General features: G+C 73.4%; 17 protein-coding genes. 10 read left to right on the top strand and 7 right to left on the bottom strand.

Features of this window, described 5'->3' with window-relative positions:
• Positions 1-193: 193 nt before the first annotated feature.
• Complete coding sequence (locus tag ACFWUZ_RS10295) at positions 194-649, bottom strand: helix-turn-helix domain-containing protein (RefSeq protein WP_384370209.1); 456 nt, start codon at positions 647-649, stop codon at positions 194-196.
• A gap of 192 nt (positions 650-841) precedes the next feature.
• On the opposite strand from ACFWUZ_RS10295, the gene ACFWUZ_RS10290 reads away from it, so the two are divergent.
• The gene (locus ACFWUZ_RS10290; protein ID WP_384370206.1) at positions 842-1,390 is read left to right on the top strand and encodes a hypothetical protein; all 549 of its coding nucleotides are present in this window, start codon (positions 842-844) and stop codon (positions 1,388-1,390) included.
• Positions 1,391-1,459: 69 nt separating this feature from the next.
• On the opposite strand, the gene ACFWUZ_RS10285 is transcribed toward ACFWUZ_RS10290, so the two are convergent.
• Positions 1,460-2,578: a hypothetical protein gene (locus ACFWUZ_RS10285; RefSeq protein WP_384370203.1), complete on the bottom strand. Its 1,119-nt coding sequence runs from the start codon at positions 2,576-2,578 to the stop codon at positions 1,460-1,462.
• Between the two features lie 289 nt (positions 2,579-2,867).
• On the opposite strand from ACFWUZ_RS10285, the gene ACFWUZ_RS10280 reads away from it, so the two are divergent.
• The gene (locus tag ACFWUZ_RS10280; RefSeq protein WP_384370200.1) at positions 2,868-3,020 is read left to right on the top strand and encodes a hypothetical protein; all 153 of its coding nucleotides are present in this window, start codon (positions 2,868-2,870) and stop codon (positions 3,018-3,020) included.
• A gap of 77 nt (positions 3,021-3,097) precedes the next feature.
• On the top strand, positions 3,098-4,033 hold the full coding sequence (locus ACFWUZ_RS10275) for a metallophosphoesterase family protein (RefSeq protein WP_384370197.1): 936 nt from the start codon (positions 3,098-3,100) through the stop codon (positions 4,031-4,033).
• Here the strand turns inward: ACFWUZ_RS10275 and ACFWUZ_RS10270 are convergent.
• The gene (locus tag ACFWUZ_RS10270; protein WP_031145634.1) at positions 3,977-4,432 is read right to left on the bottom strand and encodes an Lrp/AsnC family transcriptional regulator; all 456 of its coding nucleotides are present in this window, start codon (positions 4,430-4,432) and stop codon (positions 3,977-3,979) included. The two genes, ACFWUZ_RS10275 and ACFWUZ_RS10270, sit on opposite strands and share 57 nt — an antisense overlap.
• A 141-nt stretch (positions 4,433-4,573) precedes the next feature.
• Between ACFWUZ_RS10270 and ACFWUZ_RS10265 the strand changes: the two genes are divergently transcribed.
• On the top strand, positions 4,574-5,575 hold the full coding sequence (locus ACFWUZ_RS10265) for an asparaginase (protein WP_384370193.1): 1,002 nt from the start codon (positions 4,574-4,576) through the stop codon (positions 5,573-5,575).
• Between the two features lie 93 nt (positions 5,576-5,668).
• Here the strand turns inward: ACFWUZ_RS10265 and meaB are convergent, their stop codons facing one another.
• From meaB to ACFWUZ_RS10245, 4 genes are all read right to left on the bottom strand, one after another.
• Positions 5,669-6,655: a methylmalonyl Co-A mutase-associated GTPase MeaB gene (meaB, locus tag ACFWUZ_RS10260; RefSeq protein WP_384370190.1), complete on the bottom strand. Its 987-nt coding sequence runs from the start codon at positions 6,653-6,655 to the stop codon at positions 5,669-5,671.
• A gap of 11 nt (positions 6,656-6,666) precedes the next feature.
• Complete coding sequence (scpA, locus tag ACFWUZ_RS10255; protein WP_384370186.1) at positions 6,667-8,859, bottom strand: methylmalonyl-CoA mutase; 2,193 nt, start codon at positions 8,857-8,859, stop codon at positions 6,667-6,669.
• The gene (locus tag ACFWUZ_RS10250) at positions 8,856-10,715 is read right to left on the bottom strand and encodes a methylmalonyl-CoA mutase family protein (protein WP_384370183.1); all 1,860 of its coding nucleotides are present in this window, start codon (positions 10,713-10,715) and stop codon (positions 8,856-8,858) included. The genes scpA and ACFWUZ_RS10250 overlap by 4 nt, the downstream gene beginning before the upstream one ends.
• A gap of 62 nt (positions 10,716-10,777) precedes the next feature.
• Positions 10,778-11,293 (bottom strand): ROK family protein, encoded by a 516-nt coding sequence (locus tag ACFWUZ_RS10245; RefSeq protein ID WP_384370180.1) that lies wholly within the window; start codon positions 11,291-11,293, stop codon positions 10,778-10,780.
• Between ACFWUZ_RS10245 and ACFWUZ_RS10240 the strand changes: the two genes are divergently transcribed.
• From ACFWUZ_RS10240 to ACFWUZ_RS10215, 6 genes are all read left to right on the top strand, one after another.
• Positions 11,292-11,795, top strand: coding sequence for a hypothetical protein (locus ACFWUZ_RS10240; RefSeq protein ID WP_384370177.1), 504 nt, complete (start codon positions 11,292-11,294; stop codon positions 11,793-11,795). The two genes, ACFWUZ_RS10245 and ACFWUZ_RS10240, sit on opposite strands and share 2 nt — an antisense overlap.
• A gap of 625 nt (positions 11,796-12,420) precedes the next feature.
• Positions 12,421-13,440 carry a TauD/TfdA dioxygenase family protein gene (locus tag ACFWUZ_RS10235; RefSeq protein WP_384370174.1) on the top strand — a complete coding sequence of 340 codons (1,020 nt, stop codon included), beginning with the start codon at positions 12,421-12,423 and terminating at the stop codon, positions 13,438-13,440.
• A gap of 92 nt (positions 13,441-13,532) precedes the next feature.
• On the top strand, positions 13,533-14,090 hold the full coding sequence (gene ssuE / locus ACFWUZ_RS10230; RefSeq protein WP_384370171.1) for an NADPH-dependent FMN reductase: 558 nt from the start codon (positions 13,533-13,535) through the stop codon (positions 14,088-14,090).
• A gap of 41 nt (positions 14,091-14,131) precedes the next feature.
• On the top strand, positions 14,132-15,169 hold the full coding sequence (locus ACFWUZ_RS10225) for an ABC transporter substrate-binding protein (protein WP_384370168.1): 1,038 nt from the start codon (positions 14,132-14,134) through the stop codon (positions 15,167-15,169).
• An 8-nt stretch (positions 15,170-15,177) separates the two neighbouring features.
• Positions 15,178-15,999 (top strand): ABC transporter ATP-binding protein, encoded by an 822-nt coding sequence (locus ACFWUZ_RS10220; protein WP_384370165.1) that lies wholly within the window; start codon positions 15,178-15,180, stop codon positions 15,997-15,999.
• On the top strand, positions 15,996-17,123 hold the full coding sequence (locus ACFWUZ_RS10215) for an ABC transporter permease (RefSeq protein ID WP_384370162.1): 1,128 nt from the start codon (positions 15,996-15,998) through the stop codon (positions 17,121-17,123). Before ACFWUZ_RS10220 ends, ACFWUZ_RS10215 begins: the two co-directional genes overlap by 4 nt.
• Positions 17,124-17,178 lie beyond the last annotated feature (55 nt).

The raw sequence follows: 17,178 nt of genomic DNA, 5'->3' as shown, positions 1-17,178 counted from the left end.
AGCCCGGTATGCGCGCCCCCATGCTGACATGTCCGCGACTCCGCTGTGCGGGCGGGGTGTTGACGCGGACGTGCTCCGCGGCCCCGGACGTCGTCCCTGTCCCGGGGAACGCCTGGTGCCCCCTGGCGAGGAGCGGCCACCGGGGGGTGTGGCGTCGGGGCGGGGATCGCATGATCGCCGCCCGGTGCGCGGTTCAGTCGTCCAGGTTCAGGTCCTGCGCGGTGTCGTCGGTGGTGAGCCCTTCCAGCTTCCGGGCCTGTTCGATCACGGTGGACAGCATCTTCAGGCTGTCGACGCTCAGGCCGTTGGCGCGCAGGGCCACCTTGCGGACGTCCTGGTCGCGCATGGCGGTGAGGAGGTCGATCTCCGCCTTGGTGCGTTCGGCCGCCGCGCTGTCGACGAAGTAGCCCGCCGGTACGCCGAAGAAGTCGGCCAGGGCCTTGATGGTGTGTCGCGTCGGGTTCCGCTTGGCGCCGGTGCGCAGTTGCTGGATGGCGCTCGCCGTCACCCCGCGCCCCTCTCCGGTCGCGGCCTTGCGGATGCCCTCGGCCACCTCCGCGTAGGTGTACGGCCCCCGGGAAGGGGGGTGCACCTCGCGGAAGAGGTGGTCCAGGAGCTGGGCGAAGGTGGGCGACTGGTCATCCTCCATGTACACGGCCTCCTTGGCGTGATGCCGAGTCTTTGCCCACCACAGTGTTTCTCGAAGCCCTTCAGGCTGGCACCGGCAACACTCTGGTTGACGCCGGACAGTCACTCTGGTGTACGTTACCAATGCTTCGCCGCCACTGAAGTGTCGAGGGGGGCGGTGGCGCCGGCCGGGCCGGGGTCGAGCTTCACGGGGGTGAGCTCGGCCGACGGCCCGGAGGGCGGGGGCGCCGTGCCCGGGTGCGTCGCCGGTCGAGGACTACGTGCCCGTCTGCCGGTCGCCGAAGGCGCCGGCGTCCACCGGATCTTCGAGTCGGTCAACGGCACGGGCGTGGGGCTCAGCCGGAGCGACCTGCTGCGCACTGCCTCCTCATGTGCCTGTCCGGCAGGGGGTGAGGACGTCTGCCGCAAGCGGTGGCTGCCCGTGCAGGAACTGCGGGGCCCGGCCGAGCTGGAGCTGCTGGTCTGGCTCGACCCGGTCGTCGGAACAACGGCCGGGCGCGGCAGGGCCCGGGCCTGGCCCGGGGGCGGCGCCGTACGCGAGGCGATCCGTACGCGCCCGTTCTGCACACGTCGGGCCGCAGCAGCCGCGGCGCTGCCAGATCCTGCGCCGGCTGGAGGAGAGCTGCGCGTCGAGCGAGCCGGTCGGCTCCGCCGGGGCGTGCCGGAGTGGATCGTCCACGACGTCGCGTCGGCGGGAGCGTGCCGTCCGTTCGACGAGGACGGCGTCCCCGCCGCGTTCTGAGCCCTCGCCTGCACGCCGCCCCCGGGTCCGTGGCCCGGGGACGGCATGGGTGGCGGGTGTGGGGCGGGATCAGTTCTGCGGGAGGTGGGCCTGGCGGGAGGCGCAGGTCCAGATGACCGGGGCGTCCGCGATCGTGCCTGCCACCCGGTCGTCGTCCGACACCGCCGTGGCGCGGGCGCCCGACAGGGGGTCCGGGACCGGGAGGACCTTCACCGGGCCGCGCCCGACCTGGTACGTGGCCTGGGAGGGCTTGGCGTAGCCGCCGTCGAGGTAGGTCATCGCGGTGCCGACCAGGCGGTTGGTGGTGGGGCTGAGGTCCTCGATCTCCAGTTCCTCCTGGCCGGGCAGGACGGGCAGGGCGGTGGCCGCCGCGGTGTACGGGCTCTGCCAGACGTAGCCCACGGCGTCGAGGGTGCCGTGCCAGGACGAGACCTCGGCGGAGGCGACGATGCCGCGGTCGTCGATCCCGGCCGGGTGCGTCTCGCGGGCCGGGTTGTTCTCGTCGACGCCCGGGAGCGCGTACGCCGGACCGCCGCCGGCCGGCCAGACGACCGGGTACGACCGGTACAGGATGTTCGGCCAGCCGTCCTGCTCCTTCCACCGGTACGCCGAGCCGACGATGTCGCCCCGCTTGTTGATCCCGGAGATCTTGTCGATCCGGGTCTCGTCCTGCGCCCCGGCGGGCAGCGGGAGTTCGCGCACCAGCCTGCCGTCCTGCCACTCCTTCGCGACGGCGCCGGTCACCCCGGCGACCCGGCCCGCGTCGTTGACGGCGATCCCGCCGGTCCCCCCGGCCCGGTCCGCGGGTGCGGTGAGGATCTGCACCGACCGCGCGCCCTTCTGGTACGTGAACAGCACCTGCTTGCGGTCGTCCCGGCTGAGCGTCCCCGCCATCAGGCCCTTGGCGTTGACGCTGCGCACGCTGCCCTCGGTCCAGCCGGCCGGCAGCGGCACCCGGTACAGGCGGGTGCCCTGCCAGTACACCGGCAGCTCGTCCGACGTGCCGACGGCCAGGTCCCCGGCCCCCAGCCCCAGGACCTCCGCCGCCGCGCCGGGCGTCACGTTCTCCAGGTGCTTGAGGTCGGGCTTGCAGACGGTTCCGGGACCGGCCGCCGAAGCCGGTCCCGCGGCCGCCAGCAGTGCGGCCGCGACGACGGCGGCAGCGGCCGCGGACATGTTTCTGCTCATGTGGTGTTCCCCCCTGGTCAGGTGCAGTGCCCCGCTAGGTCATGACATGTGCGGGCCTCATGCTGCCGGGGAAGAGGGAGGTTTGCCCCGGAAGGGTCCATATCGCTTCGCGTTCGTCCGAATTCCGCCGTGGACCGGCGCATTCCCCCAGGCGCAACCGGACGGCTGACCGTCATCTGCGCGGAGTGCTCGCGTCCGCCGACGGATCCGTCCTACCGTCGAAGGCACCGCCCGCCGGGCGGCGCCTTCCCGTACGTGCACACCCGTACCGCACCCCAGGAGTGGATCCATGCGCAACCGCCGTCTCTCCTTCGTCCTGCTCGCGCTCGCCGCCACCGGCATCCTGATCGGCGCCGCCGCCCAGCTCGCCTCCTCCTCCGCTGCGCCGGAGTCCTCGCACACCGTGGTAGCGATGAACAAGGCCGATCTGGTCGGGGCCTGAGGGGACGTCCGGACCGTTTCGGGCCCGAAGCGCCCGTTCCGGGTGTGGGCGGGGGCGGCGGGTGACACCGTGCCGTCATGAGTGAGATCGATACGGAGCACCCGACGGGGCAGCCGGTCCGGCCGCGGCTGCTCGCCATCAGCGACCTGCACGTGGCCCACGCGGAGAACAGGGCGATCGTGGAGGGGATCCGGCCGGAGTCGGACGGCGACTGGCTCATCGTGGCCGGTGACGTGGCGGAACGGCCCGAGCAGATCGCCTGGGCCCTGCGGACGCTGCGGGACCGGTTCGCGCAGGTGATCTGGGCTCCGGGCAACCACGAGTTGTGGACCCCGAAGCAGGATCCCGACGCACTGCGCGGGGTGGCCCGGTACGAACACCTCGTCGGACTCTGCCGCGACCTGGGCGTCCTCACCCCCGAGGACCCCTACGCCCTGTGGGAGGGGGCGGGCGGCCCGGTGCGGATCGCGCCGCTGTTCGTCCTGTACGACTACAGCTTCCGCACGCCCACCGCCGCGAACAAGGAGGAGTCCCTCGCCCAGGCCCTCGCGGCGGGCGTGGTGTGCACCGACGAGTTCTTCCTCCACCCCGACCCGTACCCCACCCGCGAGGACTGGTGCCACGCCCGGGTGGCCTACACCGAGGAACGCCTCGCCGCCTGCGACCCGGAGGTCCCGCTGGTCCTGGTCAACCACTACCCCCTGGTACGGGCGCCGCTGGACATTCTGCGCCTGCCGGAGTTCGCCCAGTGGTGCGGGACGGAGCGCACGGCCGACTGGCACCTGCGCTTCCACACGGGCGTCGTCGTCTACGGCCACCTCCACATCCCCCGGACCACCTGGCACGACGGGGTGCGCTTCGAGGAGGTGTCGGTCGGCTATCCCAGGGAGTGGAAGCGCCCCGGCCACCCGAGGACCGTCCCGCGCGAGGTCCTCACCGCGGGAACCGCCGGTGCGTCAGCGCCCGACGGGCAGACCGGTCGGCTCCTTGATGCGCTTCATGATGATCTGTGAGTTGACCTCGGTGACCCCTGAGAGGGCGGTGAGCTGCTCGATCCAGAGGCGCTCGTACGCGCGCAGGTCCGCGACCGCGATCCGCAGCAGGCATCCGGGGCTGCCGAAGAGGCGGTACGCCTCGATGACGTCGGGGATGTCCTGCAGGGCCGCCTCGAAGGCCTCGACCGCCTCCCGGTCCCGGCGCACCTCGACCGAGACCAGCACCTCGAAACCTCGGCCCACCGCCTCGGGGGAGATCACGGCGCGGTAGCCCTGGATCACCCCGTCCTGCTCCAGCTGGCGGACCCGGCGCATGCAGGGGGAGGGGGTCAGGCCCACCCGCTGGGCCAGCTCCTGGTTGCTGAGACGGCCGTCCGCCTGGAGCTCGCGCAAGATATCCCGGTCGATCGCGTCCATGCCGCAATTATCCACCTCAATGTGTCAGGTCGGCAGCTCGAAGAGGCAATCGCGTTGCGCGTAGATCTCCCTATCATTGCTGCTTTCAGCACATCTGTACGAGATGTCACTCACGTACGACAGAAGGGCGGCCTCGGGCCAATGGGACGGATCGTCGTCATCAGCACCGGCGGGACGATAGCCAGCCGCTGGCAGGGTTCCGGCTTCGCCGCGGAAGCCGACGGCCGCGAGGTCATGGCCACCGCGCCGGTGCCCGAGGGGGTCACCGTCGAGCTGGTCGACCTGTTCAGCGTGAACAGCCCCCGGCTCACCACCGCACACCAGCTGACCCTGCTGCGCACGGTGCACGAGGTGTTCGCCGACCCCGGGGTGGACGGCATCGTCGTCACCCACGGCACCGACACGCTGGAGGAGAGCGCCTTCCTCCTCGACCTGCACCACCACGATCCGCGCTCCGTGGTGTTCACCGGATCGCAGCGGCCCATGGGCACCGCCGACGGCGACGGCCCGGGCAACCTGTACGACGCGCTGCTCACCGCCGCGAACACGCGCGGGCTCGGTGTGCTGGTCGCCTTCGCGGGGCGGGTGCACGCCGCGCGCGGCACGGTGAAGACCGAGGCCGTGGCGCTGGACGCGTTCGCCGACCCGTCGAAGGAACTGCTCGGGAAGATCGGCTACGGCAAGGTCACCATGCTGCGCGCGCCGCAGCGGTCCGCGCCGCTGCCGCTGCCGGCCATGCCGGAGGTGCCGCCGCGCGTGGACATGGTCATGCACCACGCGGACGGGGACGCGGTGCTGCTGAACGCGGCCGTCGAGGCGGGTGCGCGGGGCATCGTCCTCATCGGGACCGGTGCGGGGAACGCGACTCCCGAGATCGCGGACGCGGTGCGGGCCGCCGTCGCGCGGGGGGTGCTGGTCGCGCTGACCACGCGGGTGATGGCCGGGCCGGTCACCGAGATCTACACGCAGGGCGGGGCGGTGGACCTGGTGGCCGCCGGGGCCGTGCCGATGGGGACGCTGCGGGCCGGGCAGGCGCGGATCGCGGTCCTGTCCGCGCTGCTCGCCTCCGGCGGGGTGGAGGAGCGGACCCGGGTCCTGCGCGGGACGCTGGACGTGGGCGGGGCGGTCCTCGTCGACGCATGACCCTCCCGGGACCGGGGCCCGCGCCGGCCGTGTGGGCCCGCCCCGGCCGGGAGTGTTCGGCCCGGCCGGGAGGGTTCGGGCCGGGGGAGCGGTTCAGGGGCGGGTGAAGGCGGCCAGGAGTTGGTCCGCTGCCGAGGTGGCCGTGGTGGTGCCGGCGCGGACGGCGGCTTCCAGGGCCGGGGCGAGGTCGCGTACGGCCGGGTCGGCGCGGAGGCGTTCCAGCAGTTCCTCGCGGACCATCGACCAGGTCCACTCCACCTGCTGCGCGGCCCGCTTGGCCGCCAGCCTGCCGCCCGCCTCCAGCAGCGTCCGGTGCTGTTCGAGGCGGTTCCACACCTCGTCCAGCCCGGCCGACTCGCGTGCGCTGCACGTCAGGACCGGCGGGGTCCAGGCCGCGTCGGCCGGGTGCATCAGGCGCAGCGCGCCCGACAGTTCACGGGCCGCCGCCTTCGCCTCCCGCTCGTGCGGGCCGTCCGCCTTGTTCACCGCCAGGACGTCCGCCAGCTCCAGCACGCCCTTCTTGATGCCCTGGAGCTGATCGCCCGTACGGGCCAGGGACAGCAGGAGGAAGGAGTCGACCATCCCGGCGACCGTGGTCTCCGACTGGCCCACGCCGACCGTCTCGACGAGGACCACGTCGTAGCCCGCCGCCTCCATGACGATCATCGACTCCCGGGTGGCCTTCGCGACCCCGCCCAGCGTCCCCGCCGAGGGGGACGGGCGGACGAACGCCGCCGGATCGACGGACAACCGCTCCATCCGCGTCTTGTCACCGAGGATGGAGCCGCCGGTGCGCTTCGACGACGGGTCGACCGCGAGCACCGCGACCCGGTGGCCCAGCCCGGTCAGCATCGTGCCGAAGGCGTCGATGAAGGTGGACTTCCCCACCCCCGGCACCCCGCTGATGCCGATCCGGCGGGCCTGCCCCGCGTGCGGCAGCAGCTGCGTCAACAGCCGCTGGGCCAGGGCCCGGTGGTCGGCCCGGGTGGACTCGACGAGGGTGATGGCGCGCGCGATGTGCGCACGCTTCCCGTCGAGCACGCCCTTGACGTACACGTCGATGTCGATCTTCGGGGGCATCCGCGGGGCGCCTACAGCTCGTGGCCCAGGTCCGCGGCCAGCCGCGTCACCAGGTCGTGGGCCGCGTCAGGGATCACCGTTCCGGGCGGGAACACCGCCGTCGCGCCCATCTCCAGCAGCGTGGGGACGTCGGCCGGCGGGATGACACCGCCCACCACGATCATGATGTCCTCACGGCCCTCCTCCGCCAGCTGCTCGCGCAGCGCCGGTACGAGGGTCAGGTGCCCGGCCGCCAGCGACGAGACGCCCACCACGTGGACGTCCGCCTCGACGGCCTGGCGGGCCACCTCCGCCGGGGTCTGGAACAGCGGGCCGACGTCCACGTCGAAACCCAGGTCGGCGAAGGCCGTCGCGATCACCTTCTGGCCGCGGTCGTGCCCGTCCTGGCCCATCTTGGCGACCAGGATGCGCGGACGGCGGCCCTCCGCCTCCTCGAAGCGGTCGACCAGCGCACGGGTGCGCTCCACCGAGGGGGACTCGCCTGCTTCGTTGCGGTACACACCCGAGATCGTACGGATCTGGCTCGCGTGCCGCCCGTACACCTTCTCCAGTGCGTCCGAGATCTCACCGACGGTCGCCTTCGCGCGCGCCGCGTCCACCGCCAGCGCGAGCAGGTTGCCGTCGCCGCGCTCCGCCGCGTTCGTCAGCGCCCGCAGGGTGTCCTGGGTGACCGCCTCGTCGCGCTCCTCGCGCAGCCGGCGCAGCTTCGCGATCTGCTGGCTGCGCACCGAGGAGTTGTCGACCTTGAGCACGTCGATCTGCTCGTCGTTCTCCACCCGGTACTTGTTCACGCCGATCACCGGCTGGCGGCCCGAGTCGATACGGGCCTGCGTACGGGCCGCGGCCTCCTCCACGCGCAGCTTCGGGATGCCCGCGTCGATGGCCTGCGCCATGCCGCCGGCCGCCTCGACCTCCTCGATGTGCTGCCAGGCCCGCCGGGCGAGGTCGTACGTCAGCTTCTCCACGTACGCGCTGCCGCCCCACGGGTCGATCGACCGGCAGGTCCCCGACTCCTGCTGCAGCAGCAGCTGGGTGTTGCGGGCGATGCGCGCGGAGAAGTCCGTCGGCAGGGCCAGCGCCTCGTCGAGGGCGTTGGTGTGCAGCGACTGGGTGTGACCCTGGGTCGCGGCCATCGCCTCGATGCAGGTGCGGGTGACGTTGTTGAAGACGTCCTGCGCGGTGAGGGACCAGCCGGAGGTCTGCGAATGGGTGCGCAGCGAGAGGGACTTGGCGTTCTTCGGGTCGAACTGCTTGACCAGGCGCGCCCACAGCAGCCGGGCCGCGCGCAGCTTCGCGACCTCCATGAAGAAGTTCATGCCGATCGCCCAGAAGAACGACAGCCGCGGCGCGAAGGCATCCACGTCCAGCCCGACCGCCTGCCCCGCTCGCAGGTACTCCACCCCGTCGGCGAGGGTGTAGGCCAGCTCCAGGTCGGCCGTCGCACCCGCCTCCTGGATGTGGTAGCCGGAGATGGAGATCGAGTTGTACCGCGGCATCTTCTGCGAGGTGAACGCGAAGATGTCGGAGATGATCCGCATCGAGGGCTTGGGCGGGTAGATGTAGGTGTTGCGGACCATGAACTCCTTGAGGATGTCGTTCTGGATGGTCCCGGCGAGCTTGTCGGGGGAGACGCCCTGCTCCTCCGCCGCCACGATGTACAGCGCGAGGACGGGCAGCACCGCGCCGTTCATCGTCATCGACACCGACATCTTGTCCAGCGGGATCCCGTCGAACAGCTGCCGCATGTCGTAGATCGAGTCGATCGCCACGCCCGCCATGCCGACGTCGCCGGTGACGCGCGGGTGGTCGCTGTCGTACCCGCGGTGCGTCGGCAGGTCGAAGGCGACCGACAGGCCCTTCTGGCCGGCGGCGAGGTTGCGCCGGTAGAAGGCGTTCGACTCCTCGGCCGTGGAGAAGCCCGCGTACTGCCGGATCGTCCACGGCTGGTTGACGTACATCGTCGGGTACGGGCCGCGCAGGTACGGGGCCACGCCCGGGTACGTCGCCAGGAAGTCCAGGCCCTCCAGGTCCCGGCCGGTGTACAGCGGCTTCACGCCGATGCCCTCGGGGGTCTCCCACAGCAGGTCGCCGGTGGCGGACCCGGTGGACTCCTTCACCGCGGCGTGCCATCGGTCCTCGGACCCGGAGGCGCCGGGGCCGCCGAGCGGGAGTGCGGAGAAGTCGGGGATTGCAGTGCCGCTCACAGCGCGACTCCCATCCGGTCGAGTACGGAGGACAGCACGGCGACCGCGTCGCAGCCGGCGAAGACGTACTCGTCCACGGCCGCTCCGGCGGTGCCCGGCCGGCCCGCGAGGAACACGGTCGTCGCGCCCGCCGCGCGCAGGGCGGCGGCCACCGCCCCGGCCTGCTCCTCGTACAGCGCGTCGCTGGAGCAGAGCACGGCCATGCCGTCGGCGCCGCTCGCCGCGTAGGCCTCGGCGGCCGTCGCGGGGTCCACGGACACGGGGTCGTGCACCGCCTCGACGCCGCCCGCCTGGAACAGGTTCGAGGCGAAGGTGGCCCGCGCGGTGTGCGCGGCCGCCGGGCCCAGGGCGGCGAGGAAGATCCTCGGCCGGGCCCCGGTCGCGGCCAGGTGCGCGTCGCTGCGGGCGCGCAGCGCCTCGTAGGCCTCGTCGCGCCGGACGCGGGGGAGCCCGCCGGCGGGTCCCTCGGGAGCGGGCTCCCGCACGACCGGCTTCTCCGAGAGCAGGGGGAACTCGCTGACCCCGGTGATGGGTTCGCGGCGCTTGGCGAGCTTCTTCGAGCGCGCGGCCCAGGTGGCCGCGAGGCGGTCCGCTACCAGTCCGGAGCGCAGAGCGGCGGCCTGGCCGCCGGCCTTCTCCACGGTCTGGAAGAACTCCCAGGCGGCACGGGCGAGTTCGTCGGTGAGCTGCTCGACGTAGTACGAGCCGCCGGCCGGGTCGATCACGCGGGCCAGGTGCGACTCCTCCACCAGGATGGTGGAGGTGTTCCGGGCGATCCGGCGCGCGAAGGCGTCGGGCAGGCCCAGCTCGTGGTCGAAGGTCAGGACGGTGACCGAGTCCGCGCCGGCCACGCCCGCGGCCATGCAGGCCACGGTGGTGCGCAGCATGTTCACCCACGGGTCGCGGCGGGTCATCATCACCGGCGAGGTCACCGCGTGCTGGCGCTGGGCGCCCGCCTCCGCGGCGCCGCAGGCCTCGGCGACCCGGGCCCACAGCCGGCGCGCGGCACGCAGCTTGGCGATGGTGAGGAACTGGTCGGCGGTGGCGGCGTAGCGGAACTCCAGCTGCCCCAGCGCGGCTTCGGTGCTCAGCCCGGCCGCGGTGAGGGTCCGCAGGTAGGCGACGCCGGTGGCCAGGGACAGGCCCAGTTCCTCGGCGGCGCTGCCGCCCGCCTCGTGGTACGGCAGGGCGTCCACGGCCAGGGCGCGCACCCCCGGGTAGCCGGCGGCGGCCTCCCGGGCCAGTTCGACGGCCTCGGCCGGGTCCAGTGCCTCGCCGGTACGGGCCTCGTGGCCGAGGGGATCGGCGCCCAGGCTCGCCCGGACCGCGGCCGAAGGCACCTCCCGCTCGGCGCACAGGGCGAGGAACGCCCGCGCGGCCTGCGCGTATTCGGCTCCGGCGTCCAGGGAGACCGGGGCGAGGTCGAGGTAGACCCCCTCCAGGGCCCGGGCCAGGCCGTCGACGGGGAGAGCGCCGCGGCCCAGGGCGAGCCAGAGGGAGGTGACCCCGTTCTCCAGGTCGGTGAGGACCGCCTCGTTCACCCGTACGGGATCGGTGCCCAGGTGACGCTGGCGTACGTCCCAGCCGTCCGCGGCGTTGCCCTCGGCCCTTCCTCCGCGGACGAAGGGGGCGAACCCCGGGAAACCGGTGTCGGCAGCCGTCTCGGGCGCGGTGTACAGCGGGCGGGTGGTGAGCCCGTCCTCGAGTGTGGTGGACAGGGCGTCTTCCGCTGCCTCGCCGGATACTTCCTTGCCCGACTTGCGCAGCACGCCTTCAACCAGGCGCTGCCACTGCTCATGCGTCGCGTCAGGGAACTCGGCGGCCAAGGAGAGCCCGTCGTCAGGCAGGACCGTCATGGCTCGAATGCTAGGGGGGTGCTCAGGGAACGACCATAACCACCGGATGTGATCTCGCCCTCTCACCTGAGAGGGGAGGGGGCACGGAAGAGCGGATGGAGCAGTACGGTCGCGGCCCCCGGCAGCACGGCGGGCCCCGCGGACGGGCCCACGGTCCGCCCGGGACCGCGCCGGACGCCGGAAAGGGCGGCGGCCGCCTCGCGGATCTCGTCGAGGTACCCGTCGTGCAGCCCGCTCGACAGCTCGGTGACCACCGTGACGGCCGGGTTGAAGACGTCCAGGAGCGGGGCGGCGGCCCGGCCGACCGCGCGGGCGCGCACGCGCAGCAGCCGGTCGGCGCGGGGGTCGCCGGTGGCGGCCGCGTCCACGAGCAGCGGTACGGACGGGCCGGGGAGGATTCCGCGCCGGACGGCCTCGGCGCCGAGCGCGGTGTCGGACGCGGTCGCCTGGAGGCAGCCCGTACGGCCGCAGGCGCAGGGGGTCCGGGAGCCGGGGACCGGGAGGGGGGCGACGTCGCCGGCGATCGCGCCGGGCCTGGTGCACGGCGCCCTCGATGCCGGAGGCGGCGTCGCCGACATGGCCGATGAAGAGGTGGACGGGGCTGCGGCGGGCCTCCGGGCGGTGGAGGAGGATCTCGGCGTGGGCGACGGCGCGGGCATGGTGGTCCGTGGACACGGGCAGTTCCAGCGCCCCCGCCGGCTCGGTGGCGAGGGGCCGGTCCCGCCGGCCGAGGGCCTCGTGCCGTACGACGGCCCGTCGCCGGGGCGGATCCGGCCGCCGAGGGCGGCCCCGCGGCCGAGCAGCGGCCGCCCGGTGTCGAACTCGCTCAGGAATCCGCCCAGTTGTGCCGCGATGCCCCGGGGTAGGCCGGGGGCGGGGGCCCCGGTGCGGGAACGCGCGGCGGGCGAGCAGGCGGCCGCGCAGATCGACGAGGCTGAAGGTGGAGAGCGGCACTCCGATGTGCAGCCCGGCCGCGACCGGCCCGCAGACGGCTCCGGTGTGCAGGTCGAGCGCGATCCGCGGCCGGCCGACGCCGGCGCCCCCTGCCGCCGGTCTCCTCCGGGCCGGGTGGTCCCCTGATCATGCCGGAGGGGTGTCGTGCGGGCGGGGCGTGGCGGGGGCGTTGCGGGGCCGTGAAATCCGGCAACGGGATCCAGCCGCCGGAGAGGGTGTGGCCGGATCCCGTCAGAGGGGTGAAAGGGCAGGTCGAAGCAGGTATGGAGGGTGCGCCGGGGGCTTCGGGCGCAGGGGTCGGTGCGGCCCCGGGCGGGGGTTGACCGGTGGCGGGCACCGCTGACAGGCTCCGGGGCATGTCCGCGATCGAGCACCTCGCCCCGCGGCTCCGCACCTCCGGCCCCTGTACCGCGCCGGACCGGTGTCCGGGCCGCTGTCCGGCCCCGCGCCGGGCCTGAGCTCCGCCACCCGCCGCGCCACGGCCCCGTGTCCTTCCGGGCCGTCCGCTGCTGCCCCGAAGCGGCCCCGCGGAGCGCGCGCATCGCGCCGCGACGCTCCCGTTCCGCCCGGTCCCCGTGCCGCGGCGCCGTGCGCATCGCCCCGCCCTGCCGTCCGCCGGCCGTCGTCCGCCGGCCCACCGTTTCGCCGTTCCACCGCCCGGGCCCCGCGCCCGCACCGTGCAGTGCCCGCTCGCACAGCCCCATTTCTTCCGCTGCGGACATAACGGCCGCAGCCCGCCCGAGGAGCAATCATGGCCACCGCCACGCAGACCATCCCCACCACCCCCACGACCCCCGTGACCACCGTGACCCGGATCGGCGGACGCATCGGCGCCGAGATCGGCGGCGTCCGGCTCGGCGGGGAGCTGCCCGCCTCGGCCGTCGCCGAGATCCGGGCCGCGCTCCTCGCCCACAAGGTCGTCTTCTTCCGCGGCCAGGACCACCTCGACGAAGCCGGCCACGAGGCCTTCGCCCAGCTGCTCGGCGCGCCGGTCGCCCACCCCACCGTGCCGTCCGCCGATGGCCGTTACGCCCTCGGCATCGACTCCCACCACGGAGCCCGCGCCAACCAGTGGCACACCGACGTCACCTTCGTTCCCGCCTACCCCGCCTTCTCCATCCTGCGCGCCGTCACCATCCCCCCGTACGGCGGCAACACCCTCTGGGGCAACACCGCCACTGCCTACTCCCACCTTCCCGAGCCGCTGCGCGCCCTCGCCGACGGGCTGCGCGCCGTCCACTCCAACGCGTACGACTACGCGGCCCTCAGGCCCGACGCCCTGCCCGAGGCGCTGGCGCAGTACCGCGAGGTGTTCACCTCCACCGAGTTCCTGACCGAGCACCCGGTGGTCCGCGTGCACCCCGAGACCGGCGAACGCACCCTGCTGCTCGGCAACTTCGTCCAGCGGATCAGCGGTCTCACCGGCCGCGACTCCCGTGCCCTCCTGGACCTCTTCCAGGCCCACATCGAGAGCCCCGAGAACACCGTTCGCTGGCAGTGGCGCGCCGGTGACGTCGCGATCTGGGACAACCGCGCCACCCAGCACTACGGGGTGGACGACTCCGACGACAACGAGCGCACCCTGCGCCGGGTCACCGTCGACGGTGACGTCCCGGTCGGCACCGACGGCGTCCCCTCCCGCCTGATCAGCCCGGAGACCGTCCCGGACCCCGCCTTCGGCATCGCCTCCGGCGCCTCCACCTCCACCTCCGCCCCCACTGCAGCCTCCGAGCCCGGCCCCCGGCCGGTCACCGCGCCCGACGCCGCCTGACTGCCGCGGGTCCGGCCGCCCGGCCGCCCCGCCCGGCCGCCCCGCCGTACCGCTCCCGTACCCGCTCCCCGTACGACACCCAAGGAGCCCCCGTGCCCCGTCTGCTCGCCATCACCGGCAGTCCCTCCGCCCACTCCCGTACCGCCGTCGTCGCCGTCCACGTGCTGCGGCGCCTCTCCCACGCCGGGTTCGAGACCGCTCACCTGTCCGTACGCGACCTCCCCGCCGCCGACCTGCTGTCGGCCCGCCGGGGCGAGCCCGAGATCCGCCGGGCACTGGAGGCCGTCGCCGCAGCCGACGGTGTGGTCATCGCGACGCCCGTCTACAAGGCCGCGTACACGGGCCTGCTCAAGGCCTTCCTCGACCTGCTGCCGCAGGACGGACTGGCCGGCAAGACGGTCCTGCCGCTCGCCACCGGCGGCAGCCTCGCCCACGTCCTGACCATCGACTACGCCCTGCGCCCCGTGCTCGCCGCGCTCGGCGCCCGGCACGTCACCGCCGGCCGTTTCGTCCTGGACTCCTCCGTCGAGCGGGGCTCCGGCCCCGACCGGCTGCGGCCCGAGGCCGAACTGGACCTCTTCCAGGCCGTCGACGAGTTCGCCGACGCCCTGCGCGCCGTCGCGGCCCCCGCGCTCACCGCCACCCCGTAGCGCGCCCCACCTCACCCCGTACGCACCGACAAGGATCCGCCATGCCCGCAGCCCTCACCTCGACCACCACCTCCCGACGCCAGTTCCTCGCCCTGCTCGGCATCTCGGCGGCCGCGGTGAGCTGCGGCACGGCCACCGCCACGGGCGGATCCGGATCCGGCAAGCAGGTCACCACCCTCAAGTACCAGGGCGCCGTCGGCGCGGTGACGCTTCCCGAACTCGCCGCCGACCTCGGGTACCTGGGCGGCCTCAGCCTGGAGTGGGTGGGCAACACCATCAGCGGCCCGCAGGACATCCAGTCCGCGGCGACCGGTCAGACCCACTTCGGCGGGGCCTTCAACGGCGCGGTCGTCAAACTCGCCGCGGGCGACGCCCCGGTCAAGGCCGTCATCTCCTACTACGGCTCCGACCAGGACACCAACCTGGGGTACTACGTCCTGGAGGACAGCCCGATCCGCTCCGCCCGCGACCTCATCGGCAAGAAGGTCGGCATGAACACCCTGGGCGCCCACGCCCAGGCCCTCCTCGACATCTACCTGGGCCGCGGCGGCCTCTCCCGGGCCGACTCCGACAAGGTCGAAGCCCTGGTCGTGCCCCCGGTCAACACCGAGCAGTCCCTGCGGCAGAAACAGATAGAGGTGGGCGTCCTCAGCGGAGTGCTGCGCGACAAGGCCGTCGCGGCCGGCGGGATCCGCCCGCTGTTCAGCGACTTCGACCTGCTGGGCGCCTTCAGTGGCGGCACGTACGTGATGACCCAGCGCTTCATCAAGGAGAACCCGGACACCGTACGGACCTTCGTGACGGGCGTCGGCAAGGCCATCGACTGGTCGCGCACCACGTCCCGCGAGGAGGTCATCGCCCGGATGACGGAGATCGTCAGGAAGCGGGGCCGCAACGAGGACACCTCGACCCTCCAGTACTGGCGCTCGTACGGGGTCGCCGCGCCCTCCGGCCGGATCGAAGCGAAGGAGTTCCAGCTCTGGATCGACTGGCTCGGGGACCGGGGCGAGGTCAAGAAGGACCGGCTGAAGGCCGCCGACCTGTTCACCAACGAGTTCAACGGCAACGCGAAGGGCTGACGACCGCCATGGCGAAGATCGTGTTCGAGTCGGTCACCAAGACCTTCCCGACCAAGGACAAGAAGGTCAAGGAGGAGTTCACCGCCCTCGACGGCATCGACCTGGAGATCGAGGCGGGCGAGTTCCTGGTCGTCGTGGGCCCCAGCGGCTGCGGCAAGTCCACCCTCCTGGACCTCCTCGGGGGCCTCACCCGGCCCGCCTCCGGGCGGATCCTGCTGGACGGCCGGCCCGTCACCGGACCGGGCCTGGACCGGGGCATCGTCTTCCAGCAGTACGCGCTGCTGCCGTGGCGCACGGCGCTGGGCAACGTCGAGTTCGGCCTGGAGGCGACCGGCGTCCCGCGCCGTCAACGGGAGACCAGGGCGCGGGAGTTCCTGGACCTGGTAGGCCTCACCGGCTTCGAGGACCGGCACCCCCACGAGCTGTCGGGCGGCATGCGCCAGCGGGTCGCCATCGCCCGCTCGCTCGCCTACGACCCCGACGTCCTGCTGATGGACGAGCCCTTCGCGGCGCTCGACGCGCAGACCCGCGAGTCCCTCCAGGACGAGCTGCGCCGCATCTGGCAGCGCACCGGGAAGACCGTCGTCTTCATCACGCACGGCATCGAGGAAGCCGTGTACCTCGGGCAGAAGGTCGCCGTCATCACCTCCCGCCCCGGCCGCATCAAAGAGGTCGTGCCGATCTCCTTCGACGACCGCGGCCCCGGCCTCCAGGGCGAGGACCTGCGTTCCAGCCCGGAATTCGCCCGCTACCGCCACGAGATCTGGACCCTGCTCCACGACGAGGTGGCCCGCGCCCAGCAACTGGAGAAGGAAGAGGCCTCCGTATGAGCACCGGAACCGAGACCCACCTGCCCGCGCCCGCCACTCCGTCGGGGCCGGGGACGGACACCGCCGACGCCCCCGGTGCGTCGCTCACGGAGGGACGCCCGGGCCCCGGCGGGCCGGCCCCAGCCGCGGTGCCGGCCCCAGCCGCGGTGCCGGCCCCAGCCGGGGTGCCGGCCGCGCCCGGGGCCGCGCCGGTCGACACGTCCGCGCCGGTCGACACGTCCGCGCCGGTCGACACGTCCGCGCCGGTCGACACGTCCGCGCCGCCCGTGCCGGAGGCGGCTGCCGCCCGGCGGGACGGGCGGCGGGACGGCCGTGCCGGGAAGGACGCCGTCCCCGCCCGGACGCCCTCCGCGGCGGCGACCGCGCTCCGGTGGCTGCGCGCCGCCGTGCTCCGGTCGGCGGCGGTCCTCGGCCTCCTCGCCCTGTGGGAGACCGCGCCCCGCCTCGGCCTGGTCGACGCCACCTTCCTGCCGCCGTTCAGCGAAGTCGCCGTCGCCTGGGGGGAGCTGCTGGGCGACGGCCGGCTCGGCGAGCACGTCGGGGCCAGCCTCACCCGCTCCTTCGGGGGCTTCGCCATCGCGGTGGTCGTGGCGGTGCCCCTCGGACTGCTGATCGGCTGGTACCGGCCGGTCGCGGCGTTCCTCGGCCCGCTGCTGGAGCTGTTCCGCAACACCGCGGCCCTCGCCCTGCTGCCCGTCTTCGTGCTCCTGCTCGGCATCGGCGAGACCTCGAAGGTGTCGATCGTGGTCTACGCCTGCGTCTGGCCCATCCTGCTGAACACCATCAGCGCGGTCGGCAACGCCGATCCCACCCTGGTCCGGCTGGCCCGCTCCATGGACCTGTCCACCCCGCGGCTGTTCCAGAAGGTGATCCTGCCGTCCTCGGTGCCGACGATCTTCACCGGCATCCGGCTGGCCGGAGCCGTGTCCATCCTCGTCCTGGTCGCCGCCGAGATGATCGGGGCCAAGGCGGGCCTCGGCTACCTGATCAACGCCTCGCAGTTCAACTTCGCCATCCCGCAGATGTACGCGGGCATCGTCACCATCTCCGCGATCGGCGTGGCCTTCAACCAGCTCCTGGTCGGCGTCGAACGCCGCCTCAGCCTCTGGCGCGTACCGGCCTGACGGCCCGGCCGCCGCGCCCCACCCGCCCCGCGCCGCCCCCGCCCCGTACCGCACC

The organism is Streptomyces sp. NPDC058646 (genome assembly GCF_042716875.1).
Taxonomy (GTDB): Bacteria; Actinomycetota; Actinomycetes; order Streptomycetales; family Streptomycetaceae; genus Streptomyces.
The sequence above is the reverse complement of the archived record's forward strand: the minus strand, read 5'-3'. Positions and strand labels throughout refer to the sequence as shown.

Coding starts and splice junctions, on each gene's coding strand:
- meaB (WP_384370190.1), bottom strand. CDS start 6,655: ATGCCCCCGAAGATCGACATCGACGTGTACGTCAAGGGCGTGCTCGAC.
- ACFWUZ_RS10270 (WP_031145634.1), bottom strand. CDS start 4,432: ATGGACGCGATCGACCGGGATATCTTGCGCGAGCTCCAGGCGGACGGC.
- ACFWUZ_RS10215 (WP_384370162.1), top strand. CDS start 15,996: ATGAGCACCGGAACCGAGACCCACCTGCCCGCGCCCGCCACTCCGTCG.
- ACFWUZ_RS10235 (WP_384370174.1), top strand. CDS start 12,421: ATGGCCACCGCCACGCAGACCATCCCCACCACCCCCACGACCCCCGTG.
- ACFWUZ_RS10225 (WP_384370168.1), top strand. CDS start 14,132: ATGCCCGCAGCCCTCACCTCGACCACCACCTCCCGACGCCAGTTCCTC.
- ACFWUZ_RS10245 (WP_384370180.1), bottom strand. CDS start 11,293: ATGTCGGCGACGCCGCCTCCGGCATCGAGGGCGCCGTGCACCAGGCCC.
- ACFWUZ_RS10285 (WP_384370203.1), bottom strand. CDS start 2,578: ATGAGCAGAAACATGTCCGCGGCCGCTGCCGCCGTCGTCGCGGCCGCA.
- ACFWUZ_RS10265 (WP_384370193.1), top strand. CDS start 4,574: ATGGGACGGATCGTCGTCATCAGCACCGGCGGGACGATAGCCAGCCGC.
- ACFWUZ_RS10280 (WP_384370200.1), top strand. CDS start 2,868: ATGCGCAACCGCCGTCTCTCCTTCGTCCTGCTCGCGCTCGCCGCCACC.
- ACFWUZ_RS10275 (WP_384370197.1), top strand. CDS start 3,098: ATGAGTGAGATCGATACGGAGCACCCGACGGGGCAGCCGGTCCGGCCG.
- ACFWUZ_RS10240 (WP_384370177.1), top strand. CDS start 11,292: ATGGCCGATGAAGAGGTGGACGGGGCTGCGGCGGGCCTCCGGGCGGTG.
- ACFWUZ_RS10250 (WP_384370183.1), bottom strand. CDS start 10,715: ATGACGGTCCTGCCTGACGACGGGCTCTCCTTGGCCGCCGAGTTCCCT.
- ACFWUZ_RS10220 (WP_384370165.1), top strand. CDS start 15,178: ATGGCGAAGATCGTGTTCGAGTCGGTCACCAAGACCTTCCCGACCAAG.
- ACFWUZ_RS10295 (WP_384370209.1), bottom strand. CDS start 649: ATGGAGGATGACCAGTCGCCCACCTTCGCCCAGCTCCTGGACCACCTC.